This window comes from Streptomyces sp. XM4193 (genome assembly GCF_023072595.1).
In the GTDB taxonomy this organism is placed as follows: Bacteria; Actinomycetota; Actinomycetes; order Streptomycetales; family Streptomycetaceae; genus Streptomyces.
In genome coordinates, this window is record NZ_JALLGK010000005.1 from 186,056 (window position 1) to 209,306 (window position 23,251).

Sequence of the window (23,251 nt, forward strand, 5' to 3'; positions counted from 1 at the left end):
TGAACCGGCCACTGTGGGTGGCCAGTTGTGCGCGCAATCGTATGGTCGGCCGGGCAATCCGGTCTTACCGTAGGTAGTGGAGGAATTGCCGAGCGAGACGGCAGCCGTCTGTCAGGCATGCCCTCGTCTCACTTTGCACCCTCTGCCCCATCCGTAAGGCCCCGTCAGGTCGGGGTCGCGAGAGGAGAACCACATGTCGCTCGACGTCTCACCGGCCCTACTCGAGCAGGCCGAGCGAGGCGAGGTCGACGAAGCCGCGTTCGTCGACTGCGTCAAGACTTCCCTCCCGTACGCCTGGGAGATGATCAGCTCCCTGGTCGCCCGACTGCAGGTCGACGGCGGGGAGTTCGCCGACAACCAGACGCCGCCTCCGGACGAGCAGGCGCGCGGCCAGCTCCTGCGCGCACTGGCCAGCGACGCCATACGCGGCGCGCTGGAGCGGCACTTCGGGGTCCGACTGGCGTTCCAGAACTGCCACCGTGTGGCGGTTTTCCCCCTGGACAGCTCCGTCGACGACCGTCTCGCCCGCTTCACCTCGGTGCGCGGCCAGCTGCTCAACCAGTCGCCGGTGCTGCGCGACTGCTGACCGTCCGGGACGCGTCGCCCGCAGCCACCGCCGCGCCCGCGGCCAGCCGTGGTCGCGGTGAACCGGGCGACGCGTCCGAGGCCGCCGGCGCCGACGAGTCCTCCGGCGCCGGGGGAGCCCGTGCGCCGACGGGTCGTCAGCGCTCGGTGCCGAGGAGGTCCGTGCCGCCGGTCAGCAGTGGCAGCACCTCGCCGCCGAGCCTCCGCAGATTGAGCTCGGTGGCGGCCAGATCGCCGGTGCCCTCGGCAAGCAGTGCGAAGTGCCGGATGCCGGTCCGTTCGGCCGTGGCCGAGAGCCGCTCTGCGCACAACTCCGGTGTGCCGACCGGATGCAGCTCGCTGAGGAGCTCGGTGTAGGCGAGCGGGTCGCGCATCGCCCGGGCCCTGCCGTCCACGGTGACGTACGCGCCCAGGCCATCCCGGAACCAGCCCGGCATCGCCTTGGTCAGCGCCTCGACCGCGTCCTCGCGGCGGTCGGCGATCTGCACCACCCCGACCGACACGTGCGGCGCGCCGGCCACCAACTCGGGCGGATGCCCTGCCGCTTGGGCCTCGCGCCGCCACAGCGCGACCATGCCGGCCTTCTCCTCGTCCCCGCAGTGCATGCCGAGCAGCATCGGCAGCCCGCGCCGCGCCGCGACCCGTACGCCCTGCGGCGAGATGCAGGCGACCGTCACGCCCGGGCCCGAATCCTCCTGCGGGTGCCCGCTGTCGACGAGGTCGCCCGCCCGGGGCACGACGCTGACGTCCCGGAAGCGGTACCGCCCGCTGTCCGAACCGACGGACTCCTCGCGCAACCAGCGCAGCAGCAGGTCCAACTCCTCGGGGAAACACCGCTCGTAGGCGTCGACGCCGCCGCCGAAGACCTCCAGATCGACCCATGGGCCGCCGCGCCCCACCCCCAACCGGAAGCGGCCCCCGGACACCAGGTGCAGCATCGCGGTCTGCTCGCCGAGCGCCACCGGGTGCAGATTCGGCAGCACGCTCACCGCGGTGCCGACGGTGATCCGCTCGGTCCGGCCGAGCAGGTAGCCGGCCAGCGTCGCGGCGTTCGGGCAGGTGCCGTACGGGACGAAGTGGTGCTCGGCCAGCCACACCGCGTCCAGACCGGCTCTCTCGGCCGCCTCGGCGCTGCGCACCGCCCGGTGCAGGGCCTCACCGTGCCCCTGACCGGGGAACTGCCCTGCCAGAACGAAGGCTCCCAGTTGCATTGTCAGCTCCTTCGGCCCGGCCCTGGGCCGGAGTGCTCACTCGATGCGGACGGGTGGCGCCGGTCCCGGACGTGTGGCCGTCTCCTCGCACACGTACGCGGTCGCGGGCGCCCGCGACCATGAGACGTGTGGCGCCAACTCCCGTTCCCTCTACGGCACTAACGGCTGACACGTGCCCAGGGCACGGCTTCGCCGCCGGGTTGTTGTGATCATCGGGCGCCGCCGGCGGCCCGTACGGTGCGTACCCTGGTGGGGAAGGCGGACGGAGCGGTGGGGGAGCGCCGCGTCCGCACAGCAGCCGGGAGCCCCGGCTCCGAGGACGATCGAGGTGTCGTGTGTCTCCCCGTCGCAACCGCCCGCGCGGTGCCGTCAAACCCGGTGGTGCCGAACCGGCCGTGCGTCACGGCCTGGAGCGGACCGAGAGCTGGCAGGGCGACGACTGGGCGGTGCGGCACATCAGCGGCGCCGCGGCCGTCAAGCACTACCGCTGCCCGGGATGCGAGCAGGAGATCCCGCCCGGAGTGCCGCATGTGGTGGCCTGGCCGCAGCACGGGGACGGCGACGACCGCAGACACTGGCACAAGGGGTGCTGGAACGCCCGGGACCGCCGCGGCGCCCGCCACGGCCGCTTCTGACCCGACGGCGCCCGATCGCCGGCCCGGCCGCGCACCGATCCGCCGCCCGCCGCGTACCCCTGCCGCGCGTACCCCGCGGTGCACAAGCCGCCGATCCGCCGCGCACGGCTGAGGCCGGACCGTTCACCGTGAACGGTCCGGCCTCAGCCGTGCGTTGACCCCGCGCCGGGGCCGCGTCCGGGCTCAGACGTCGCGGATGGCCAGCCGGGTGTACGCGGCTGCCAGCACCACGGCCGTCACCCCGGCCAGCAGCCCGAGCAGCGGCCAGCCGGTGGCGTCGCTGTCCCCGGCCATCGGGAAGCGGTGCAGCGTGGAGAGGCCGTTGAGCGGCGAGAACTCGCGGAACTTCTCGCTCAGATCCGCGGTCTTCTCGGAGATCAGCAGGAAGAACGAGATCACGATCGGCATCAGCACCAGCCCGATCATGATGGTGATGGCGGCCGGCGCACTGCGCAGCAGCGCACCGAAGGCCAGCGCCAGCACCCCGAGCAGCGCCACGTACAGGGAGGCGCCGACGGTCGCGGCGAGCCACTCCGCGCCGGTCGCGACGGCTTCGCCGGCCTCCTCGGACGCCTCGTTCGCGGCGAAACCGTCCAGCGGTTTGCCGCCCAGCATCATGTTGTTGAGCAGTCCGGTGACGCCTGTGGCCAGCAGCGTCATCATGAAGGACAGCAGGAAGAAGACGGTCGCCTTCGCGGTCAGCACCCTGGCGCGCTGCGGGCAGGCCGTCATGGTGGTGCGGATCATCCCGGTGGTGTACTCGGAGCTGATCACCAGCACACCCATCGAGATGATCGCCAGCTGGCCGAACATCAGCCCGTAGAAGTTGGGCCCGAGCACCGCCATGATGGCGTGCTCCTCGGTGTTGACGCCCACGCCGACCAGGAAGCCGATGCCGAGGGTGAGCAGGAACATCGTGACCAGCGCCCACACCGTCGACCGCACCGAGCGGATCTTGGTCCACTCCGAGGCCAGCGCATGGCCCAGATGCGTCTTGGGAATCGGCATCGAGGACTGGTACGGCGCCACCGCTGCGGCCGAACCCGCCTGCTGCGGCACGGCGTTCGGCTGTTGACCGCCCTGCGGGAAGCCGCCGGGCGGCTGGTCGGCGGGTGCCCGGCCGCCGTCGGTCTGCTGCGGCTCCTTCGTCAGGGTCGCCGGCGCACCACTCTGCCCCTGGCCGCCGTACCCGCCCGACTGCGGTGCGGGCGGCGGCTGTTGGGGCGCGTACGGCTGGGCGGCGGCATCCGGGGCCATCGGCGCCTGCGGCGGCGGTCCCGGCGGCAGCGAACCCGGCGGCGGCCCGTGCGGAGCGGCCGGCTGAGGAGCGTACGGCTGCTGTCCGTAGGGCTGCGGGGCGTACTGCTGCGGCTGCTGCCCGTACGGCTGCTGCGGTGGCGTCTGCTGCGGCGCGTACGGACCCGGCGGCGGTCCCGGCGGGGGAGTGGCGGCGCCCTGCGGCGGGGCCGGAGTGTCGAACGGGCTGCCCTGCGGCGTCGTCGTCGGCGGCTGCTGCGGTGCGTGGGGCGGTGCGCCGGGGTGCGGGTGCTGGGGCTGCCCCTGCTGGTGCGGCTGCTGCGGCGCGCCCTGCTGCGGGTGTTCGGGCTGCTGGGGCGTGGTCATCGGGCGGCCTCGCTGTCGGACGTGGGGGCACCGGTCGTCGGTGCGGCGTACGGCTGGGCGCCGGGGGCGCCACCGGGCCAGGGCTGCTGCTGCGGGTGCCCGCCGGGCGGCGGTGTGCCGTAACCGGCGCCGGGCTGCTGCGGCATCGGCTGCGGGGCGTACCCCTGCTGCGGATATCCCTGTTGTGGGTGTCCCTGTGCCTGCGCAGGGTGACCGGGGCCGGCCGGGTATCCGTGCCCCTGCGGGGCGTGGCCCTGTCCCGGCATCCCCTGCGGGACTGGCTGGAGCGAGCTGCGGGCGTCGACCGTGGCGCGGTAGTCCACCGCTCCCTGGGTCATCTGCATGTACGCCTCCTCCAGGGAGGCGTGGTGCGGCGACAGCTCCCAGAGCCGTACGTCCGCCTCGTGCGCGAGGTCGCTGATCTGCGGCAGCGCGAGGCCCGTCACCCGGAACCCGCCGTCCTCCTCGGGCAGCAACTGGCCGCCGGCGCGGGCGAGCGCGGTGCGCAGCTTCTCGGGATCGTCCGGACGGTCCTCGGGGACCCGGACGCGGGCGTAGCCCTGGGAGTTGTGCGCGATGAAGTCCTTCACCGACATGTCGGCCAGCAACTGGCCGCGGCCGATCACGATGAGATGGTCGGCGGTCAGCGCCATCTCGCTCATCAGATGGCTGGAGACGAGCACGGTGCGGCCCTCGGAGGCCAGCTGCTTCATCAGATTGCGGATCCACAGGATGCCCTCGGGATCGAGGCCGTTGACCGGCTCGTCGAAGAGCAGCACCGGCGGGTCCCCGAGCAACGCACCCGCGATACCGAGCCGTTGGCCCATGCCGAGCGAGAAGCCCTTGGACCGCTTGTGGGCGACCTCGCCCAGGCCGACGACGTCGATCACCTCGTCCACCCGGGAACTCGGCACCCCGGAGAGCTGGGCGAGGCAGAGCAGATGCTCGCGGGCGCTGCGTCCGCCGTGCACGGCCTTGGCGTCCAGCAGCGCGCCCACCTGGCGGGCGGCGTTGGGCAGCCGGCGGTACGGCAGCCCGTTGACGGTGACGGTGCCCGCGGTCGGTTCGTCGAGCCCGACGGTCATCCGCATGGTGGTGGACTTGCCCGAGCCGTTCGGCCCGAGGAAGCCGGTGACCACACCGGGACGCACCTGGAACGACAGCTGGTACACCGCCGTCTTGTCCCCGTAGCTCTTGGTCAGGCCGACGGCCTCGATCATCTCTCTCCGCCCCTGTGCCGCTCGCGGTCCGCCGGGTATCGGCCGACGGGTGGCCGGCCCGGTTCCCGGGCCCCGGGGAGCGTACTCCAGACGTGTGACAGCCGCTCCGACCGGCTGGGCGGGGAGCGGCTGTCAGCTGTGCGAGATGGACCGGGACGCGCGAATCGTCGGAAGTGCCCGCGTGCTCAGGCGTCCCGGCGCTTGAGCATGACGTAGCCGCCGATCAGCGCCGCCGCCACCCAGGCGAGCATGATGAGCAGCGCGCCGCCGGGCCCGTACGCCCGGTCGAAATCGGTGAGGTCGTTGACCGCGAGCATCGTCATCCCCGCCTGGTCGGGCAGGAACTGGGCGATCTTGCGGGTCGCCTCCACCACTCCGAGGATCCCGGAGACGATGAAGAAGAACGGCATCAGAATGCTGAACGCCAGCAGCGGACTGCGCAGCATCCAGGTCACGCCCATGGAGAAGAGCGCCATCAGCGTCATGTAGAGGCCGCCGCACACCACCGCGCGCAGCACGCCGTCGTCGGTGATCGAGGCCTTCTCGTCGCCCAGCACCAACTGGCTGCCGAAGAAGGTGACCACACTGGTCACCATTCCGACCACCAGCGCCAGCGCGGTGCAGGCGACGAGCTTGGCCGACATGAAGACACCGCGCTGCGGCACCGCCCCGAGCGAGGCCCGGATCATTCCGGTGCTGTACTCGCCGGAGACGACCAGCACGCCGAAGGCGACCATCGCCAACTGACCCATGCTCATGCCGCTGAAGCTGACATACGTCGGGTCCAGCGGCCCGCCGCGCTCCTCGTCGGAGAGGTTCTTCAGCAGCGCGCTGAAGGCGATGCCGATGGAGACGGTCAGGAAGAAGGCGAGGACGAGCGTCCACAGGGTGGAGCGGACGGTGGTGACCTTGGTCCACTCCGACTTGAGTACCCGCGTCAGATGGGCCATGGCTCTCAGAATCCTTCCTTCTGCTGCTGCGGTCCCCAGCCCTGCTGCTGCCCCGGCGGCGGTGGTGCGGCCGGCTGTCCGGGACCGGGCAGTGCGGTGTGCGCGTGGTACTCGACGGTCTGGGCGGTCAGCCGCATGAACGCCTCCTCCAACGACGCCTGTTGGGGACTGAGCTCGTGCAGCACCAGCCGGTGCTCGGCGGCGAGCTCACCGATCCGCACCGCCTGCGCGCCCTCGACCTCCAGTGCCCCCTCGGCGCCCTCGGCGGGCGCCAGCCCGTCGGCGACCAGCACGTCCCGCAGCCGCTCGGGCTCCGGCGTGCGCAGCCGTACGTAGGTGCGGGAGTTCTCCTCGATGAAGCTCTCCATCGTGGTGTCCGCGAGCAGCCTGCCGCGGCCGATCACCACGAGGTGCTCCGCGGTCAGCGCCATCTCACTCATCAAGTGGCTGGAGACGAAGACGGTGCGGCCCTCGGAGGCCAGATGCTTCATCAGATTGCGGATCCAGTGGATGCCCTCGGGGTCGAGGCCGTTGACCGGCTCGTCGAACATGAGGATGCGCGGATCGCCGAGCAGCGCCGCGGCGATGCCCAGGCGCTGCCCCATGCCCAGCGAGAAGCCGCTCGGCCGCTTCTTCGCGACGCCGCCCAGGCCCACCAGCTCCAGCACCTCGTCCACCCGCCGGGTGGGGATGCCGTTGGACTGCGCGAGGCAGAGCAGGTGGTTGCGCGCGGTGCGTCCGCCGTGGATCGACTTGGCCTCCAGCAGCGCGCCGATGTAGTTCAGCGGGTCCTTCAGCTGGTCGTAGTGCTTGCCGTCGATCCGGACGTCACCCGCGGTCGGCCTGTCCAGGCCGAGCATCATGCGCATGGTGGTCGACTTGCCGGCGCCGTTCGGCCCGAGGAAGCCGGTCACCACTCCCGGACGCACCCCGAAACTGAGCCGGTCGACGGCGGTCTTGGTGCCGTACCGCTTGGTCAGCCCCTCTAGCTCGATCATGCGCCGACGCTAGTCGATGCAAGGGACACCGTGCCAGCGGAACGTATGCCTCCGCCAAACTGCGGAGCCGGATCCGCCGGAATCCGCGGCCGGAGTCGGAACCCCAGCCGCTTCCGCAGCCGCAGCCGCAGCCGGAGTCCGAGCCGGACCGCACGGCCGCGGAACGGCACGCGGCGCCCGGCATCGTCCCGAACGGGACGAACCGGGCGCCACGGCGTGCGACCGACGAGCGGGCGTCAGCGGGTCTGCTGAGCCGGAACGCTCTTGGTGGCGCTGTCGTCCTCGTCCTCGGTCTCGACGCCGAGGCTGGCGGCGACCGAGGCGCCCGTGACGCTCGCCAGCATCTCGCGGACGTTGGTGAGCTGGGCGTTGATGCTGTCCCTGCGGTTGGTCAGCGCGGTCAGCTCGCGCTCGGACTCGCTGCGCACGCGGTCCGCCTTGGCGTTGGCGTCGGCGACGATGTCCTCGGCCTGGCGCTGCGCGGTCTCCACCGTCTGGCGCGCACGCCGCTCGGCGTCCGTGCGCAGCTTCTCGGCCTCCAGGCGCAGCTGCTCCGCCCGGTGCTCGATCTCGGCGAGACGCTTCTCGGCCTTGGCCTGACGCGAGGCCAGGTCCCGCTCGGACTGCTCCCGCCGCTTGGCGAGGTTCGTCTCGAAGTCGGTGGCGGCCTGGGCGGCCTTGGCACGGGTGTCCTCGAAGAGGGCGTCGGCCTCCTCGCGCTTGGACAGGGCGTCCTTCTCGGCCTCCGCGCGCAGCGAGGCCGCCTCGCCCTTCGCCTTCTCGGCGATCCGCCCGGCCTCTTCCTCGGCCTTCGCCTTGCGGTCGGCGGAGTACGCCTCGGCGTCGTCCCGGACCTGCTGCGCGGCGCTCTCGGCGAGCTCGCGGTGCTGCTCGGCGGCCCGACGGGCCTCCTCGCGCAGGTCCTTGGCCTCCTCCTCGGCGAGGCGGAGGATCTTCTCCACGCGGGCACCGAGGCCGGCGTAGGAGGGCTCGGAGTCGTTGACCTGGGCCTGGGCGTTCTGCGTTTCGAGGTGGAGCTCCTCGATGCGCTTCTCCAGGGACGTGATGCGCGCCAGCGCGTTGTCCCGGTCGGAGATCAGCTTCGAGATGCGCTCGTCCACCTGACCGCGGTCGTAACCACGCCGCACCTGCTCGAAGCCGTAGGGGGAGGAAGTGTCGCTCATGGGAATCCTGTCGAATGAGACCGGTGAGGTGATCGGGGAAAGGGGGTGAGCCGTCGCGGTGTCCCGCGGGCGTGCGCTGCCCGGCGCTGAAAGCTCAGGCCCCGGGCGGGAGTTGCTCCAGGCCGCTCCTCACCCACCACGGCGACTGACGGAAGGGTCGGTCGCCCGGGGACGGGAGGGAGCCGGCGATGCGCCGCGCTCCTCCTCGCGCCGGGAGGCGTACCCGCTCCGCGTCGGGTCGTGGCCCGCGAGGGGAGGTCCGTGGTGTCGTGAGACGTCGATCATGAAGTGCTACCTGCGCTGCTGCCGTTCTGCATCTGACGCTGAAGCACCTCCGCGCGCTCGTCCAACAGGCCCGTGCGGACGGGGGGTTGGTCCCGCTCGGACACCGACCGCACCCCATGCCTGTCCACCCGCTCGCGGTCGTATCCGCGCCGCGGGGGCGCGAATTCGGCAGCGAAGGTGTCACTCATGGGCTTCCTGTCGGAGAGAGCGTTGAGGGCTTGGGAGAATCCTAGGGGGAGGGGCGGCGTGTCATCGAGCGGATGTCCGTTTGATGTGGAGAATGCTCGCTCTTTCGGGTGGCTGCGAGGTGACTGGCACACTTACGAGCCCTTTCCACCCTTCGCCGGACGGCCGTTCTTTCCACCGCCGGCGCCCGCGCCGACGGCCTCGTCGCCCTCGGACTCGCGGTCCGCGCCCTTGCCGGACTTCTCCGCCGGGCCGCTCTTGGCGCCCAGATCGCCGCCCACGCCCAGCGATTCGAGCATCGCCTGGACGCGTGAGATCTCGGAGTTGATGTCCTCGCGGCGCCTGGCGAGCACGTCGAGTTCCTTGCGGCTCTGCTCGACGGTGCGCTCCGCCTCCTGCTCCGCCTCGTCGCGGATGCGCTGGGCCTCCGCGGCGGTCTCCGCACGCTTCTGCTCGGCCTCGTTGAGGAGTCCCTCGGCCTTCCGCACCGCTGCGATACGGATCTTGCCCGCCTCCGAACTCGCCTCCGAGAGCTGCTTCTCGGCCCGCTCCTTCGCCTCGGCGAGCTGCTCCTCGGCGGCCTTGACCAGCGCGTCGCAGCGCTCGCCGGCCGACTTCATCGCCTCGGCCGACTCCCGGCGCGCCCGGGAGTGCAGATCCTCGACCTCGCTCTCGGTGCGCTCGCGCAGCTCCTCGGCCCGCTCCCGGATCGCGGTGGCGTCCCGGCGGGCCTCCTCCAGCATGGTGTTGGAGTCCTCGCGGGCCCGCTCGACCAGCTCCGTACCGGCGGACCTCGCCTCGCGCTCCAGCCGCTCGGCCTCGTCGCGGGCGGCGCCGACCATCGAATCGGACTGCTTCTCGGAGGCGGCGACCGTCTTGAGCGCCTCCTCCTGCGCCCCGCTGACCAACTTGTCGGCCTGCTCCGCCGCTTCGGAGAGCTTGCGGGCGGAGTCCCGCCGCGCCTCGTCCCGCATCCGGTCGGCTTCCGACCGGGCCCGCTCCGCGTCGGCCTCGGCGCGCGCACGCTGCTCGGCCGCCTCCTCGATGGCCTCCGAAACGGTGCGCTCCGCAAGCGACTTGGCCGCCGCCGACTCCTCGTCGGCCTCGCGGCGCACCTTGAGCGCGGCCTGCTCGGCCGCCGACCGCTGCTCGGCGATCTCGGCCTCGGCCGCCTCGTGCAGCCCGGACACCGACTTCCGCACGGAGGCGGCGTGCTCCTCGGCGGCGGAGACCAACTCCGCGCCGCGGCGCTCGGCCTCCTCCACCAGCCGCGTCGCCTCGGCCTGCGCCTCCTCGACCCGCTTGTGCGCGGAGGACAGCAACTCCTCGCTCTGCTCCCGCGCCTGGGAACGCTCGCGATGCGCCTCCTCGCGCGCGTCGGCGAGCAGGTCGTCGGCCTCCCGGCGGCGCCGTGCCGCTTCCTCCTGGGCGTCGGAGAGCGCCTCGGCGGCCTCCGCGCCGGTCCGCTCCGCCGCCGCTGCCGCCTCGGTGCGGATGCGGTCCGCGGTGTCCTGCGCCTCGGCGCGCAGCTGCTCGGCCTCCGCCGCAGCCTCCGAACGCAGCCGTACGGCCACCGACTCGCCCTCGGCACGGGCGGTGGAAGCGTCGGCCGCGGCCTCGGTGCGCAGCCGTTCGGCCTCCTCGGACGCCTGCTGCTGGAGGGTGCGTACGCGCTCGGCGATCTCCGCGCGCTGGCGCTCCGTCTCGCTCCTGGCCTCCTCGCGCAGCCGCTCGGCCTCGGTGCGGGCCTCCCGCAGCGACTGCTCGGCCGCGGCGACCTTCGCCTCCGCGTCCTCGCGCAGCGCGGTGAGCTCCTCGGCGGTGCTCGTCCTGAGCTGCTCGGCGGCCTCCTCGGCCTCGGAGCGCAGCCGCTCGGCGGCCTCGGTCGCGTCCGTCCTGGTGCGGCCCGCGGCCTCCTCGGCCTCGGTGCGCAGCTGCTCGGCCTCGCTCCGGGCCCGCTCCAGCGCCTCCTCGGACTGCCGACGCAGGCTGGTGGCCCGCTCGATCGCCTCGGTGCGCACCCGCTCGCCGTCGGTGGTGGCCGCGCTGCGGGTCTCCTCCGCATCGGAGTTCGCCTGGCCGATCAGCTCCTCGGCCTGGCTCGCCGCCTCCTCGATCTGCTGGACGGCGTCCTTGCGCGCCTCGGCGCGGATCCGCTCGCCCTCCTCCACGGCCTCGGCGCGCAGTTGCTCGGCCTCGCCGCGCAACCGCCGTGCCTCCTCCTGGAGTTCGACCGTCTTGGCGCGGTACTCCTTGGTGTCCGCCTGGGCGGAACCCTTCAACTCCTCGGCCGTGTCGTGCGCTTCGGCGCGCAGCCGGTCGGCCTCCTCCTCGGCGTCCTTGCGCAGCCGCTCGGCGTCCTCGGAGGCGCTCCTGGTGGTGGCCCGGGCTTCCTCGGTCGCCTTGCTGACGATCTCCTCGGCCTTGCGCGCCGCCTCCGCCAACTGCGCGGCGGATTCCTCCGCGGACTTGGTGCGACCGCTCTCCCGGGCCTCGGCGAGCAGCCGGTCGGCCTCGGTACGGGCGTCGACGAGCTTCTGCTCCGCCTCGCTCTTGAGGGTCTCGGCCTCCTTGGTGGCGTCGCCGACCATCCGCGCGACCTCGGCCTTGGCCGTGCGCACCCGCTGCTCGTTGGTCGACTCGGTGTCCGCCGCCTCCTTGGCGGCGGCGCTCCTGGCCTCCTCGACCAGACGCTCCGCCTCGGCCCGCGCCTCGCGCACGGACCGGTCCGCCTCCGCTATCCGCTCCTCGGCCCGGGACTTGAGGGCTGCCGACTCCTGGCGGGACGCCTCGGACTCCGAACTGGCCGACTGCCGCAGCTGATCCGCGTGCTCGGTGGCCTCCCGGGCCTGCTCCGAGGCGGCCTTGAGCAGCCGCTCGGCGTCCGCCCTGGCACGACGGATCACCGCGTCGGCCTCGGCGCGCGCGGTCTCGGACTCGCTCGCCAGCCGCTGCCTGGCCTGCTCGACGAGCCGCTGGGCCTCCGCGCGGGCCTCGCTCAGCGACTGCTCGGCCTCGGTGCGGCTCTCCTCCACCAGCCGGCGGGCCTGCGACTCGCTGCGGGCGCGCAGTTGCTCGGCCCAGGCGACGTTCTCGTTGACGTGGGACTCGACGGTCGAACGGCGCTCGGCCAGCTCGTGGTCGAGCTGCTGGCGGCGCCGCACCGCCTCGCTGTGCAGCTCGGACTCCAGCCGGGAGCGCGCCTCCGACTCCTCCTGCTGCAGGCGCTGGGTCCGCAGACGTACGTCGTGCAGCTCGCGCTCGGCGTCGGCGCGCAGCTGCTCGGCCTGCAACTGGGCGTTGCGCAGCAGCTGTTCGGCCTGACTGGAGAGGTTGTCGTACCCGGCCGGGCGCGAGGCAAGGCTGCGCCGGGCCTCGTGCAGCTTGGCACGGAGCACTTCGACCTGATAGCCGAGGTCGTCGGCGTGGTCGACGGCCTTGTCCCGCTCCTTCTTCAGCCGCTCCATCTCGGCCTCGAAACGCGAGAGGTGGTCGTCAGCCTCGTAGCGGTCGTAGCCCCGCACTGCGCGGTCCCATCCGTCCCCTGGTCGACAAGGTGTGAACGTCCAGTCTTCCTGCTAGAAGCGTCGCCATCCCGAAGGATGTGAAGAACATCCCGGCGAGACGTTCCGAGGAAATGGTGTCAGATCATCGGCGGGAGGCGGAACGGGTGTGGAGAGCCAGTTCGTGCCGTACGCCGCTTCGCCACTCTACCGATGTTCACGGCGACCGGTCGCGCCTTGTTCAGACCCGCGGCCGACCGGGACCCCACGGTGCACAAGGCGTAGTGGTACGGCCGCATTTGGCGACTGTCCGTCACGTTCCGTGCCGGATCGGACGTCTTTCACCGATCGGTCGCAGACCCGCTCCCGTGCTCGGGCTCCGCGGGCTGCTCCGCACCGGCCGAGGTCACCAGTTCGGTGAGGACCCCGTGGCAGTCCTTCGGATGCAGAAACGTGATCCGCGAACCCATCGATCCCTTCCGCGGCTCGTCGTAGAGGACCCGTACGCCCTTGTCCCCGATGGACCGTGCGTCGCCGTCCACGTCGGCCGTGCCGAAGGCGATGTGGTGGACGCCCTCGCCGTTCTTCGCCAGCCACTTGCCGACCGCGGAGTCCTCGCGGACCGGCTCCAGCAGCTGGATCCAGGAGGCGCCGCCGTCGTCGGTGCCGTTGATCCTGAGCATGGCCTCGCGCACCCCCTGCTCCTCGTTCACCTCGCGGTGGAACACTTCGAAGCCGTAGGTCGCCCGGTAGAACTCCACGGTCCGGTCCAGGTCGTGGCAGGCGATCCCGATGTGGTCGATACGCGTCAGCATGGGACAAGCACATCGGTGCACGGCCGGTTGCGCAAGGTGCGCACGGTCACACCTCCAGAACGATGACCGCGCTCAGTACCGCTCAGTAAGCTGGAGGTTAACCCTCATTCACTTTTCCACCGAAGGGGCCTCGGCATGAGTGGCACGACCGGCACCACCTCCGTGATCGTCGCGGGCGCGCGCACACCCATGGGACGTCTGCTCGGCTCGTTGAAGTCGTTCTCCGGTGCCGACCTCGGCGGCTTCGCGATCAAGGCGGCCCTGGAGCGCGCCGGCGTCACCGGCGACCAGGTCGAGTACGTGATCATGGGCCAGGTCCTGCAGGCGGGCGCCGGCCAGATCCCGGCCCGCCAGGCGGCCGTCAAGGGCGGCATCCCGATGAACGTCCCGGCGCTGACGATCAACAAGGTCTGCCTCTCCGGGCTGGACGCCATCGCCCTCGCCGACCAGCTGATCCGCGCGGGCGAGTTCGACGTGGTCGTCGCGGGCGGCCAGGAGTCCATGACCAACGCCCCGCACCTGCTGCCCGGTTCGCGCGCCGGCCACAAGTACGGCGCGATGGAGATGCTCGACTCCATGGCCCACGACGGGCTCACCGACTCCTTCGACGGAGTGCCCATGGGCGAGTCCACCGAGCAGCACAACACCCGCCTGGGCATCGGCCGCGAGGTGCAGGACGGCATCGCCGCCGCCTCCCACCAGCGCGCGGCCGCGGCCCGCAAGAACGGCCTCTTCGAGGCCGAGATCACCCCTGTGGAGGTCCCGCAGCGCAAGGGCGAGCCCGTGGTGGTTGCCGAGGACGAGGGCATCCGCGCCGACACCACCGTCGAGAGCCTCGCCAAGCTGCGCCCCGCCTTCGCCGCCGACGGCACCATCACCGCCGGCACCGCCTCCCAGATCTCCGACGGAGCCGCGGCCGTCGTGGTGATGAGCCGCGCCAGGGCCGAGGAGCTGGGCCTGGAGTGGATCGCCGAGATCGGCGCCCACGGCAACGTCGCCGGCCCGGACAACTCGTTGCAGTCCCAGCCCTCCAACGCGATCCTGCACGCCCTCGGCAAGGAGGGCGCCGAGGTCGCGGACCTGGACCTGATCGAGATCAACGAGGCGTTCGCGGCGGTGGCGCACCAGTCCACCAAGGACCTCGGCGTCAGCGAGGACCGGGTGAACGTCAACGGCGGCGCGATCGCACTCGGCCACCCCATCGGCATGTCCGGCGCCCGGCTCGTATTGCACCTGGCGCTGGAGCTGAAGCGGCGCGGCGGCGGACTGGGCGCGGCGGCACTGTGCGGCGGCGGCGGGCAGGGCGACGCCCTCCTCGTCCGCGTCCCGCGGGCCTGACCCCGGCGGCGTACGGGCCGGCCCGCCCGTACGCCCGGTGCCGGCGCTTCCGCTCGCTCGGGGCGCCGGCGGTCGACGCTCGCGCTCGGGATGCGACGGCCGGGATCGCGGCGGCCCGGAACGTACGGGCCGGTCGAGGTGCGGCGCCCGGCGGTCCGGCGCGGCCCGCCGCCCGTCGCGGCGTCACCGGCTCACGCGACCGGCCGCCCGTACCCTGCTCTCACCCAGAGGGTTGCGGGCGGTCCGCTGCGTACGGCCGCGGGCCCGGCGCCGCACCCCGCCCCGACGGCGAGGAGCAGGCGGCGATGGCGGCGCAGCACACGGAGATCGCCCGGCTCGTGGAGCAGGCCCGTGCCGGGCGGCCCCGCGCCGTCGCCCGACTGATCACCCTGGTCGAGAACGCCTCGCCACTGCTGCGCGAGGTGATGGCCGCGCTCGCCCCGCACGGTGCGGGCGCCCACGTCGTCGGACTCACCGGTGCTCCGGGAGTGGGCAAGTCGACCACCACCTCGGCGCTCGTCTCCGCCTACCGGGCCACCGGCGCGCGGGTCGGAGTGCTGGCGGTCGACCCGTCCTCGCCGTTCTCCGGCGGCGCGCTGCTCGGCGACCGCATCCGGATGTCCGAACACGTCGGCGACGCGGGCGTCTACATCCGCTCGATGGCGACCCGCGGCCACCTCGGCGGGCTCTCCCGCGCCGCTCCCCAGGCGATCCGGGTGCTGGACGCGGCCGGCTGCGACGTGGTGCTGGTGGAGACGGTCGGCGTGGGCCAGTCCGAGGTCGACATCGCGGGCCTGGCGGACTCCTCGGTCGTGCTGCTGGCACCGGGGATGGGCGACGGGGTGCAGGCGGCGAAGGCGGGCATCCTGGAGATCGGCGACCTGTACGTCGTCAACAAGGCCGACCGCGAGGGCGCGGACGCCACCGTGCGGGAGCTGAACCACATGCTCGGCCTCGGCGAGGCCCGCGCACCGGGCGACTGGCGGCCGTCGATCCTGCGCACCGTCGCCAGCCGGTCCGAGGGCGTCCCCGAACTGGTGGCGGCACTCGACCGCCACCGGGAGTGGATGGCGGAGCACGGCGTACTGGCCGGACGGCGTCGGCGCCGCGCGGCCCGCGAACTGGAGTCGCTGGTGATCGCCGCGCTGCGGCAGCGCCTGGCGGAGCTGCCGTCGGGCGGCCGGTTGGAGTCCCTGGCCGAGGAGGTCACCGCCGGCAGACTCGACCCGTACACCGCGGCCGACCGGCTGCTCGACCGCGTCACCGCCGCACCGCCGGACTGAACGACGTACGGGCCGCCCCTCCGGCACCGCTCGTACGCGTGCGTACGGCTCGTGCGGGAGGGGCGACCCGGCGGGCGTCGGACCTCAGGAGCGGAGCGCGAGACGATCAGTCGTCGTCGCGGTCGTCCCGGTCGTCGTCCTTGTCGTCGCGGTCGTCGTCGCGGTCGTCCCGGTCGTCGTCCTTGTCGTCGCGGTCGTCGTCGCGGTCGTCCCGGTCATCGTCCCGGTCATCGCGGTCGTCGTCGCGGTCGTCCCGGTCGTCGTCGCGGTCGTCGCGGTCGTCCCGGTCGTCGTCGTGGACGGTGGCCTTGCCCGACTCGACGTTGACGTGCAGCTCCACATCGTCGTCGTCATCGCGGCCGTCGACCTTCTCGAAGTCGACCTTCCACACGGTGCCGCGCTTCTCCAGGTCGATCTCCTCGATCGTGCCGGGCACCCGCTCGTTGGCGATGCGTGCCGCGTCGGCCAGCGAGGTCTTGGCGTCCGCCAGTACGGCGCGGACCTGCTTGGCGGTCCGTTCGTTGCGGTCGTCGTCGTCATCGGCCCGGCTGGAGACGACCTCGCCGCCCTTCCTGGCGACGTCGACCTGGCGCCACTTGCCGTCCTCGGTGAGGATGTCGACCTCCCAGACCCGGTCGTCGTCCTCCAGCTCCAGCTTGTGGGCGTGGCCCGGCTCGGCCTTCAGCGCCTGGCCGATTGCCTGCTCGGCGCTGATCCACGAACCGCCGCTGCCCTTGCCGTCCTTGCTCCCGCTGCGGTCGTCCCGGTCGTCCCGGTCGTCCGAACCGGCGTCGTCCGCACCGGCGTTGAGGGTACGGGACGCGGGCTTGCGGTCGTCGCCGTCGTCGGCGAAGGCGGTGCCCGCGAGCACCGCACCCCCCGCCACGCCCGCAGCGGCCAGGGTCGCGATGATGACGTTGCGCTTCATGGTGTGCCTCCACAAGAGTCTCGCCCCCGAGCGGGGCTCCCGTCCGGCCTCGTCGACCGGACAGCACTCACACTGCCCGGTGCTGCCTGAAGGCTTCCTGAAGCAACCTGAAGAGGGCTTCAGGAAGCGTCTGCCACTCTTGCCCCATGCGCGTGCTGATCGTGGAGGACGAGCGGAGACTCGCGACGTCACTGGCCAAGGGCCTGACGGCGGAGGGCTTCGCGGTGGACGTGGCGTACGACGGCCACGAGGGGCTGCATCTGGCCACGGAGAACCCGTACGACCTGATCGTGCTGGACATCATGCTGCCCGGCGTCAACGGCTACCGGATCTGCGGCACGCTGCGCGCCGCCGGGGACGAGACGCCCATCCTGATGCTCACCGCCAAGGACGGCGAGTACGACGAGGCTGAGGGCCTGGACACCGGAGCCGACGACTACCTGACGAAGCCGTTCTCCTACGTCGTGCTGCTCGCCCGCATCCGGGCGCTGCTCCGCCGACGCGGCACCGGCGCCTCGCCCGTACTGCGCATCGGCTCGCTCACGGTCGACCGCGCGGCGCGCACCGTCACCCGCAACGACGTCCAACCCACGCTCACCGCCAAGGAGTTCGCCGTGCTGGAGCAGCTCGCGGTCCGTCCGGGCGAGGTGGTGTCCAAGTCCGAGATCCTGGAGCACGTGTGGGACTTCGCCTACGACGGCGACCCGAACATCGTCGAGGTCTACATCAGCACCCTGCGCCGCAAGCTCGGCGGCGGCCTGATCGTGACCGTGCGCGGCGCCGGATACCGGTTGGTCTCCGATGACCGCTAGGTTCTTCGCCTCGGTCAAGGCGCGCGCGGCGCTGGGCGCCACTCTCGTGGTCGCGGTCGCGCTGGCCGCGGCCGGCGTGGCGGTGGTCTGGCTGCTGGAGACGAATCTGGTCCGCGAGGTCGATCTCCAGGCCGAGGTGCGTGCCCGGGACGTGGCGGGCCAGATCGCCACCGGCACGGCGCTCGGCTCGATCGAGGTCGGCGACCAGCCGGTGCAGATCCTGGACGAGAACGACCGCGTGCGTGCCGTCAGCGACGGTCTGGACTCCATCACCGGTACGCCCGCCGGGGGCGTGAAGGCCGTCGGCCCCACCGCCTCGCCGACGCCGACCCGCCCCTCGCCGGAGAAGTCCGCGCCCTCGAACCCGGACGACGACGATGACGACGACTCCGACGACGACGATGACGACGACGACCGGGACCCCCCGCGCAACGGCGACGGCAACGGCGACAACGACGGCGAGGACCCGCTCGGCCCCGGAGAGGTGGACGACGATCTGGACTTCGTCGGCGGCAGCGCCGTCGTCGACGGCAGCGGCGGCGACTACCGCTTCGCGGTCGCCGAGGCCAAGACCCCGCGCGGCGAGGCTCTGACCATCTACGCCGGTGCCCCGCTCGATCTGGAGCGCGCCGCCGTGGACACCATCCGCAACGCGCTGCTCATCGGCGGCCCGCTGCTGCTGGTGATCGTCGCGGTGACCACCTGGCGCGTCACCAGGCAGGCGCTGCGCCCGGTGGACGGCATCCGCCAGGAGATGTCCGAGATCACCCGCTCCACCGACCTCAGCCGTCGGGTTCCCGAACCGCAGGTCGAGGACGAGGTCGGACGGCTCGCCCGTACGACCAACGAGACCCTCGCCGCGCTGGAGTCCTCCGTGGAGCGGCAGCGCCGCTTCGTCGCCGACGCCTCGCACGAGCTGCGCAGCCCGATCGCCTCGCTGCGCACCCAGTTGGAGGTCGCCGAGGCGCACCCCGAGCTGCTCGATCTGCCGGGTGCCGTCCACGACACCGTACGGCTCCAGGACCTCGCCGCCGACCTGCTGCTGCTCGCCCGCATCGACGCGGGTGAACGGCCGGTCGGCGCGCGGCTGGACCTCGCCGCCCTCGTCGACGAGGAGCTGGACCGCCGCACCGCCGATCCGCACCCCATCACCGCCCAGCCGTTGGAGTCGGCCGAAGTGACGGGATCCGGCGGCCAGTTGGCGCGCATCCTCGGCAACCTGCTGGACAACGCCCAGCGTCACGCCGCCGGGCGGGTCCGCGTCTCCGTGCGCACGACCGCGACCGGGACGGGCGACGTCCGGCACGCCGAGTTGGAGGTCGCCGACGACGGCGCGGGCGTGCCCGAGGCCGAACGCGACCGGGTCTTCGAACGCTTCGTACGCCTCGACGACGCCCGCAGCCGGGACGACGGCGGAGCGGGACTCGGACTGGCCATCGCCCGCGAGGTCGCCACCCGGCACGGCGGCACCCTGACCCTCACGGCGGCGCCGGAGGGCGGAGCGCTCTTCACCCTCCGCCTGCCCCTGGCCGACTGACCGAACCGGGCCCGGGCTCCCGGCCGTTCGGCCACACGCCGCTCGGAACCGCGAGCCCGCACACCCGCCCGTTCCGCTCGGAACCGGCCGCACCGCCCGGAGCAGCGACGCTCGGAACCGGCCGCGTTCCGCTCAGAACCGGCCGCGCCGCTCCCGCAGCCGGTCGACGATCGGGGCCATCGAGTCCTCCAGCGCGCTGAGGGCACTGGGCGGCAGCAGGTCGATGAAGTGCCTGCGCACCGACTCCACATGGTGCGGCGCCACCCGGCGCATGGTCGTCCAGCCGTGCTCGGTGAGCACCGCGAACAGCCCGCGTTTGTCGGTGTCGCAGTGCTCCCGGCGCACCAGCCCGGCTTTCTCCATCCGTGTGATCTGGTGGGAGAGGCGACTTTTGGACTGGAGCGTCGCGGTCGCCAGATCGCTCATCCGCATCCGGTGCTGGTCCGACTCTGAGAGGTTCACCAGGATCTCGTAGTCGTTCATCGTCAGATCGAAGGGCTGGAGGTCCTTCTCCAGTTGGTGCGTCAGCATCCGGCTGGCGTCCAGATGAGCCCGCCAGGCCCGCTGCTCAGCCGGGGTGAGCCACCGAGTCGCACCCTGCTCGGCGCTCGCGCCGTGGCCGTTTTCCATGTCCATAACGCGACTTTACCCAGCTCCGGCCGGTCCCCGGACCGCTGCGGTCCGTGATCACCCGCCACGGCCCGCGCTCAGCCCTCCGGGACCGGGACGACCCGGCGACCTGCCCCGAGGCCCGCGCCCACCGGCCCGACGCCCCCGTCGGCCGTCGCGCTACGGAGCCGTCGGGCGGGCCGTACGGGCGTCGTGGGCGGCGCGCGCCTCGTCGATGCGGGAGAGATGCGCGAGGCTCCAGTCCAGCAGCGGCTCGGTGGCCTCGCTCAGAGTGACGCCCATCCCGGTCAGTTCGTAGCTGACGTGCGGCGGCATCACCTCGTGGACGGTACGGGTCAGAATTCCGTCGCGCTCCAGATTGCGCAGCGTCACGGTGAGCATGCGTTGGCTGATCCCGTCGACGGTTTGCTTCAGCTCGGTGAAACGGCGCGGCCCGTCCTTGAGCCGGCGCACGACCAGCAGCGACCACTTGTTTCCGACGATGTCGAGGACGACCCGGGCCCGGCAGTCGTCGACGGGGTGCTCCGTCGGCCGCGGACCGCCCCGCGTCCCGTCCACCTCGTCCATGGTCACCTCCCGATAACCGGGGCACCGAAAAGTGCCTGATTGCCTGCTGTGCGTCGGATGCACAAGCATGGTCCCGGTACCCGAACAGTACCGAGGCACCGAAGGTAACCGCACCCGCCCGCCCCGTCGGCGGCGCCCGTGCGACGGTTCCCCACCGCACTCCCCGAAGGACGGTCGATGTCCACATACCTGCTCGTACACGGCGCCTGGCACAGCGGACAGTGCTGGGACCGGGTGGTGCCGCTGCTGGAGGCCGCGGGGCACCGGGTGTTCGCACCCTCCCTGACCGGATACGGCGACAGGCAGCACCTGCTCGGTCCCGAAGTGGGCCTCGACACGCACATCGACGACGTGGTCGGGCTGATCACCGAGGAGGACCTGGACGAGGTGGTCCTCGTCGGTCACAGCTACGCGGGGCTGGTGGTCTCCGCCGTGGCCGACCGGCTTCCGGAGCGCGTCGCGCACCTGGTGCACCTGGACGCCATGGTCCCGGAGGACGGCGAATCCGCGGCGGACGTGATCCCCGTGACGCGGCAGCTGATCGAACTCGCCGAGCGGTCGGAGAGCGGCTGGCGCGTACCGCCGATGCCCGAACTGCCCGCGCCCCTCGGTCTGTTCGGCGTCACCGACCCGGCCGACGTGGCCTGGCTGCGCGGGATGCTCTCGGACCATCCGGTGCGCTGCCTCCGGCAGAAGGTGCGGCTCGGCAACCCGGCGGCCGACGCGATACCGCGCACGCACATCCACAACGTCGGGGCCGCTCCCGCCGGCATCGTCCGCCGGCCCGTGCCCGCGATCCAGCCCAACGGCTCCGCCGCCAGGGTCCGGCAGCTGCCGACCGGCCACGACAGCATGATCACCATGCCGAACGAACTCGCCGGACTGCTCCTCGAACTCGCCCGGCCGTAGCCACCCGCCCAGGGCCTTCGCGGCCCGGCAACCCCCGCCCCGCCGCGCCCGGTCTACGGCTGCGGTGCGCCGCCCGGGACGCCCTGCTGCTGCGGTGTGCCGCCGACCGACTGCTCGTCCAGCATCTTCTCGGTCGACTGCACCAGCACCGTCCCCGCACCGGTGAACTCGAACTGGTGCTCCTCGCCGGAGGCCCCGCCGATGCCGGTCAGATGCCGTACGCCGCCGAGAAAGCCGCGCAGGTACTGGTGGTCGTAGTGGTGGCACGGGGAGGGGCAGTCCGCCCAGCCGACCAGCGCCTGCGGATCGACCCGGATCGGCGGCTCGACGAAGTGCACCTGGCCGTTGGAGGCGGCGACGAACTTGCCGGTGCCGATCAGTGTGACGAAGCCCGGGATGATCGACTGCTTGAGCGACAGAGTCGGTTCGAAGGCGAGCAGATTGCCGGAGCGGACGGTGAGGTTGCCGTCCTCCAGGTCGTAGGAGTTGATGTCGTACGCGCGGTCGGCCAGCAGCAGCTTGCCGTGGCCGTTGGCCACCACCCAGTCGGCGGCGTGCAGCGGGCTGTGGAAGCTGGAGGCGATCAGGCCGTCCAGCGGGCCGTGGCCGATCCCGTCGAAGCTGATCTGCCCGTAGTAGGCGATCATCTTGCCCTTCTGGAGGAACCACTGCCCCGCCAGCTCCACGCTGAAGGCGTACGGGTTGGCGTTGTCGTTGGACGGCAGGGTCCGTGCGTCGTACTCGACGGGGTCGCTCACAGCTTCTCCTCACTCGCCTGCACGAAGACCGTCCCCTGGCCGGACAGCTCCAGCTGGAACGCCTCGCCGGAACCCCGGCCCACCATGTCCCGCCAACTCAGCGCGGTGGTCAGCCGGTTGGTGAGCCGGCCCCGGTGGCCGACGTACGCCTGCGGGTCGACGTTGACCGGACGGTCCGGCGCGACGCTCAGCTCCAGCACGCCTCCGTGCGCGAGCACCGCGACCGAACCCTGCCCCTCCAGGGTGGTGGTGAACAGCCCCTGCCCGGTGGCCTGTCCGCGCACCATGCCCATCACTCCGCCCTGCGAGCCGAGGAAGACGGTGCCCTGGCGGAGCGCGCCGTCGAAGGCGAGCAGCCGGTCCGCCTCCACGTGCAGCAGGTCGCCGGTCAGGTCGATCACATGCACCTCGTGGCCGCCGTGCCCGAACATCACGGTGCCGTTGCCCTCGACGGTCATCAACGGTGCCGCCTCGCCGCGCACCCGGCGGCCGAGCGCCGACATGACGCCGCCCTGGCCGCTCATCAGGTTCGGGGTGAAGCTGACCTCGCCGCGGTAGGCGATCATCGCGCCCCGCTGGCTGAAGATCCGCTGCCCCGGGGCCACTTGGGCCTCGACCATCTTGGTGCTCAGCCGCCGGAACCCCATCAGAGCTCGCCCCCGATCGTGTTGCGCTCGCTGGGCTGTACGTAGACCAGGCCCTCGCCCTCGAAGCGGATCTGGAACGCCTCGCCCGATCCCTCTCCGATCGCCGTGCGGAAGGTGACACCGCTCTGGAGCTTCTGCGTCAGCTTGCCGGTGTGCGCGATGTACGCGCCCGGGTCGACCTGGAGCGGATTGTGCGCGTCGACCCGCAGCGCGAGCGCCGGGCCGTCGGACATCACCGCCGCCAGCCCCTGGCCCTCGACGGTCGTGGTGAAGAGCCCGTTGCCCTGGGAGGCGCCGCGCAGCCCGGTGAACGTGGTGCCGGTGCGCAGCCCGCCCTCGGTGGCGAGCAGATTGCTCGCCTCCACGTGCAGCTTGTCGCCGCCGAGCCGGACCAGGCTGATGTCGCGGGCCTCGTCGGCGAAGTAGCAGGTGCCCCGGCCGGTGACCTCCATCACCGCCATCTGCTCGCCGGTGAGTCTGCGGGTCACGATGCCGCGCAGGCCGTTCCCGCCGCCGGTCAGCTTCTTGAAGGACATCTGCCCCTCGTACGCGACCATCGAGCCGTTCTTCGCCCGAACCGCGTCCCCGGCCAGATCGACCGCCAGGACCTTGCTGCCCTCAACCCGGAAATGCGCCACGGATCACAA

At 72.2% G+C, this 23,251-nt stretch carries 21 protein-coding genes; 7 read left to right on the top strand and 14 right to left on the bottom strand.

What is annotated here, in order from left to right:
• Positions 1-193 precede the first annotated feature (193 nt).
• Positions 194-586: an SCO5389 family protein gene (locus MTQ01_RS16065; protein ID WP_247490995.1), complete on the top strand. Its 393-nt coding sequence runs from the start codon at positions 194-196 to the stop codon at positions 584-586.
• 136 nt (positions 587-722) lie between these two features.
• Here the strand turns inward: MTQ01_RS16065 and MTQ01_RS16070 are convergent, their stop codons facing one another.
• Entirely contained in the window at positions 723-1,796 is a 1,074-nt protein-coding gene (locus MTQ01_RS16070; protein WP_247490997.1) for an LLM class flavin-dependent oxidoreductase, read from the bottom strand.
• 335 nt (positions 1,797-2,131) lie between these two features.
• Between MTQ01_RS16070 and MTQ01_RS16075 the strand changes: the two genes are divergently transcribed.
• Complete coding sequence (locus MTQ01_RS16075) at positions 2,132-2,431, top strand: ATP/GTP-binding protein (protein WP_247490999.1); 300 nt, start codon at positions 2,132-2,134, stop codon at positions 2,429-2,431.
• A 183-nt stretch (positions 2,432-2,614) separates the two neighbouring features.
• Here the strand turns inward: MTQ01_RS16075 and MTQ01_RS16080 are convergent, their stop codons facing one another.
• The 7 genes from MTQ01_RS16080 to mce form a co-directional block, all read right to left on the bottom strand.
• Entirely contained in the window at positions 2,615-4,054 is a 1,440-nt protein-coding gene (locus MTQ01_RS16080) for an ABC transporter permease (protein WP_247491001.1), read from the bottom strand.
• On the bottom strand, positions 4,051-5,274 hold the full coding sequence (locus MTQ01_RS16085; protein ID WP_247491003.1) for an ABC transporter ATP-binding protein: 1,224 nt from the start codon (positions 5,272-5,274) through the stop codon (positions 4,051-4,053). The genes MTQ01_RS16080 and MTQ01_RS16085 overlap by 4 nt, the downstream gene beginning before the upstream one ends.
• Before the next feature lie 185 nt (positions 5,275-5,459).
• Complete coding sequence (locus MTQ01_RS16090) at positions 5,460-6,224, bottom strand: ABC transporter permease subunit (RefSeq protein WP_247491005.1); 765 nt, start codon at positions 6,222-6,224, stop codon at positions 5,460-5,462.
• A 5-nt stretch (positions 6,225-6,229) separates the two neighbouring features.
• Positions 6,230-7,222, bottom strand: a complete 993-nt coding sequence (locus MTQ01_RS16095) for an ATP-binding cassette domain-containing protein (RefSeq protein ID WP_247491007.1) — start codon at positions 7,220-7,222, stop codon at positions 6,230-6,232.
• A 236-nt stretch (positions 7,223-7,458) separates the two neighbouring features.
• Positions 7,459-8,406 carry a cellulose-binding protein gene (locus MTQ01_RS16100; RefSeq protein WP_247491010.1) on the bottom strand — a complete coding sequence of 316 codons (948 nt, stop codon included), beginning with the start codon at positions 8,404-8,406 and terminating at the stop codon, positions 7,459-7,461.
• A gap of 605 nt (positions 8,407-9,011) precedes the next feature.
• The gene (gene scy, locus MTQ01_RS16105; RefSeq protein WP_308294405.1) at positions 9,012-12,401 is read right to left on the bottom strand and encodes a polarized growth protein Scy; all 3,390 of its coding nucleotides are present in this window, start codon (positions 12,399-12,401) and stop codon (positions 9,012-9,014) included.
• 320 nt (positions 12,402-12,721) lie between these two features.
• Positions 12,722-13,195 (bottom strand): methylmalonyl-CoA epimerase, encoded by a 474-nt coding sequence (gene mce, locus MTQ01_RS16110; RefSeq protein ID WP_247491012.1) that lies wholly within the window; start codon positions 13,193-13,195, stop codon positions 12,722-12,724.
• A gap of 135 nt (positions 13,196-13,330) precedes the next feature.
• Here mce and MTQ01_RS16115 point away from each other — a divergent pair, with 135 nt between their 5' ends.
• Both MTQ01_RS16115 and meaB read left to right on the top strand, forming a co-directional pair.
• On the top strand, positions 13,331-14,533 hold the full coding sequence (locus MTQ01_RS16115; RefSeq protein WP_247491014.1) for an acetyl-CoA C-acetyltransferase: 1,203 nt from the start codon (positions 13,331-13,333) through the stop codon (positions 14,531-14,533).
• A gap of 305 nt (positions 14,534-14,838) precedes the next feature.
• Positions 14,839-15,816, top strand: a complete 978-nt coding sequence (meaB, locus tag MTQ01_RS16120) for a methylmalonyl Co-A mutase-associated GTPase MeaB (protein ID WP_247491016.1) — start codon at positions 14,839-14,841, stop codon at positions 15,814-15,816.
• Between the two features lie 106 nt (positions 15,817-15,922).
• Here the strand turns inward: meaB and MTQ01_RS16125 are convergent, their stop codons facing one another.
• Entirely contained in the window at positions 15,923-16,744 is an 822-nt protein-coding gene (locus MTQ01_RS16125) for a PepSY domain-containing protein (RefSeq protein ID WP_247491018.1), read from the bottom strand.
• Between the two features lie 146 nt (positions 16,745-16,890).
• Here MTQ01_RS16125 and MTQ01_RS16130 point away from each other — a divergent pair, with 146 nt between their 5' ends.
• Positions 16,891-17,556, top strand: a complete 666-nt coding sequence (locus MTQ01_RS16130; protein WP_247491020.1) for a response regulator transcription factor — start codon at positions 16,891-16,893, stop codon at positions 17,554-17,556.
• Entirely contained in the window at positions 17,546-19,093 is a 1,548-nt protein-coding gene (locus MTQ01_RS16135) for a cell wall metabolism sensor histidine kinase WalK (protein WP_247491022.1), read from the top strand. The genes MTQ01_RS16130 and MTQ01_RS16135 overlap by 11 nt, the downstream gene beginning before the upstream one ends.
• 132 nt (positions 19,094-19,225) lie before the next feature.
• On the opposite strand, the gene MTQ01_RS16140 is transcribed toward MTQ01_RS16135, so the two are convergent.
• Positions 19,226-19,729, bottom strand: a complete 504-nt coding sequence (locus MTQ01_RS16140) for a MarR family winged helix-turn-helix transcriptional regulator (protein ID WP_374207764.1) — start codon at positions 19,727-19,729, stop codon at positions 19,226-19,228.
• A gap of 153 nt (positions 19,730-19,882) precedes the next feature.
• Positions 19,883-20,290 (bottom strand): helix-turn-helix domain-containing protein, encoded by a 408-nt coding sequence (locus MTQ01_RS16145; RefSeq protein ID WP_247491023.1) that lies wholly within the window; start codon positions 20,288-20,290, stop codon positions 19,883-19,885.
• Between the two features lie 177 nt (positions 20,291-20,467).
• Between MTQ01_RS16145 and MTQ01_RS16150 the strand changes: the two genes are divergently transcribed.
• Positions 20,468-21,199 (top strand): alpha/beta fold hydrolase, encoded by a 732-nt coding sequence (locus MTQ01_RS16150; protein WP_247491024.1) that lies wholly within the window; start codon positions 20,468-20,470, stop codon positions 21,197-21,199.
• A 53-nt stretch (positions 21,200-21,252) separates the two neighbouring features.
• Here the strand turns inward: MTQ01_RS16150 and MTQ01_RS16155 are convergent, their stop codons facing one another.
• Genes MTQ01_RS16155 through MTQ01_RS16165 form a run of 3 tightly spaced genes read right to left on the bottom strand, consistent with a single transcriptional unit; the run spans position 21,253 to position 23,242 of the window.
• The gene (locus tag MTQ01_RS16155; RefSeq protein WP_247491026.1) at positions 21,253-21,957 is read right to left on the bottom strand and encodes an AIM24 family protein; all 705 of its coding nucleotides are present in this window, start codon (positions 21,955-21,957) and stop codon (positions 21,253-21,255) included.
• Positions 21,954-22,604, bottom strand: a complete 651-nt coding sequence (locus tag MTQ01_RS16160) for an AIM24 family protein (protein WP_247491028.1) — start codon at positions 22,602-22,604, stop codon at positions 21,954-21,956. The genes MTQ01_RS16155 and MTQ01_RS16160 overlap by 4 nt, the downstream gene beginning before the upstream one ends.
• On the bottom strand, positions 22,604-23,242 hold the full coding sequence (locus tag MTQ01_RS16165) for an AIM24 family protein (RefSeq protein ID WP_247491030.1): 639 nt from the start codon (positions 23,240-23,242) through the stop codon (positions 22,604-22,606). The genes MTQ01_RS16160 and MTQ01_RS16165 overlap by 1 nt, the downstream gene beginning before the upstream one ends.
• Positions 23,243-23,251: the final 9 nt, after the last annotated feature.

Excerpts from the sequence above, each read along its gene's own strand:
- MTQ01_RS16140 (WP_374207764.1), bottom strand. The coding sequence starts at position 19,729 with ATGGACATGGAAAACGGCCACGGCGCGAGCGCCGAGCAGGGTGCGACT.
- meaB (WP_247491016.1), top strand. The coding sequence starts at position 14,839 with ATGGCGGCGCAGCACACGGAGATCGCCCGGCTCGTGGAGCAGGCCCGT.
- MTQ01_RS16070 (WP_247490997.1), bottom strand. The coding sequence starts at position 1,796 with ATGCAACTGGGAGCCTTCGTTCTGGCAGGGCAGTTCCCCGGTCAGGGG.
- MTQ01_RS16160 (WP_247491028.1), bottom strand. The coding sequence starts at position 22,604 with ATGGGGTTCCGGCGGCTGAGCACCAAGATGGTCGAGGCCCAAGTGGCC.
- MTQ01_RS16090 (WP_247491005.1), bottom strand. The coding sequence starts at position 6,224 with ATGGCCCATCTGACGCGGGTACTCAAGTCGGAGTGGACCAAGGTCACC.
- MTQ01_RS16115 (WP_247491014.1), top strand. The coding sequence starts at position 13,331 with ATGAGTGGCACGACCGGCACCACCTCCGTGATCGTCGCGGGCGCGCGC.
- MTQ01_RS16085 (WP_247491003.1), bottom strand. The coding sequence starts at position 5,274 with ATGATCGAGGCCGTCGGCCTGACCAAGAGCTACGGGGACAAGACGGCG.
- MTQ01_RS16095 (WP_247491007.1), bottom strand. The coding sequence starts at position 7,222 with ATGATCGAGCTAGAGGGGCTGACCAAGCGGTACGGCACCAAGACCGCC.
- MTQ01_RS16080 (WP_247491001.1), bottom strand. The coding sequence starts at position 4,054 with ATGACCACGCCCCAGCAGCCCGAACACCCGCAGCAGGGCGCGCCGCAG.
- MTQ01_RS16150 (WP_247491024.1), top strand. The coding sequence starts at position 20,468 with ATGTCCACATACCTGCTCGTACACGGCGCCTGGCACAGCGGACAGTGC.
- mce (WP_247491012.1), bottom strand. The coding sequence starts at position 13,195 with ATGCTGACGCGTATCGACCACATCGGGATCGCCTGCCACGACCTGGAC.
- MTQ01_RS16135 (WP_247491022.1), top strand. The coding sequence starts at position 17,546 with ATGACCGCTAGGTTCTTCGCCTCGGTCAAGGCGCGCGCGGCGCTGGGC.
- MTQ01_RS16130 (WP_247491020.1), top strand. The coding sequence starts at position 16,891 with ATGCGCGTGCTGATCGTGGAGGACGAGCGGAGACTCGCGACGTCACTG.
- MTQ01_RS16100 (WP_247491010.1), bottom strand. The coding sequence starts at position 8,406 with ATGAGCGACACTTCCTCCCCCTACGGCTTCGAGCAGGTGCGGCGTGGT.
- MTQ01_RS16065 (WP_247490995.1), top strand. The coding sequence starts at position 194 with ATGTCGCTCGACGTCTCACCGGCCCTACTCGAGCAGGCCGAGCGAGGC.
- MTQ01_RS16145 (WP_247491023.1), bottom strand. The coding sequence starts at position 20,290 with ATGGACGAGGTGGACGGGACGCGGGGCGGTCCGCGGCCGACGGAGCAC.
- MTQ01_RS16125 (WP_247491018.1), bottom strand. The coding sequence starts at position 16,744 with ATGAAGCGCAACGTCATCATCGCGACCCTGGCCGCTGCGGGCGTGGCG.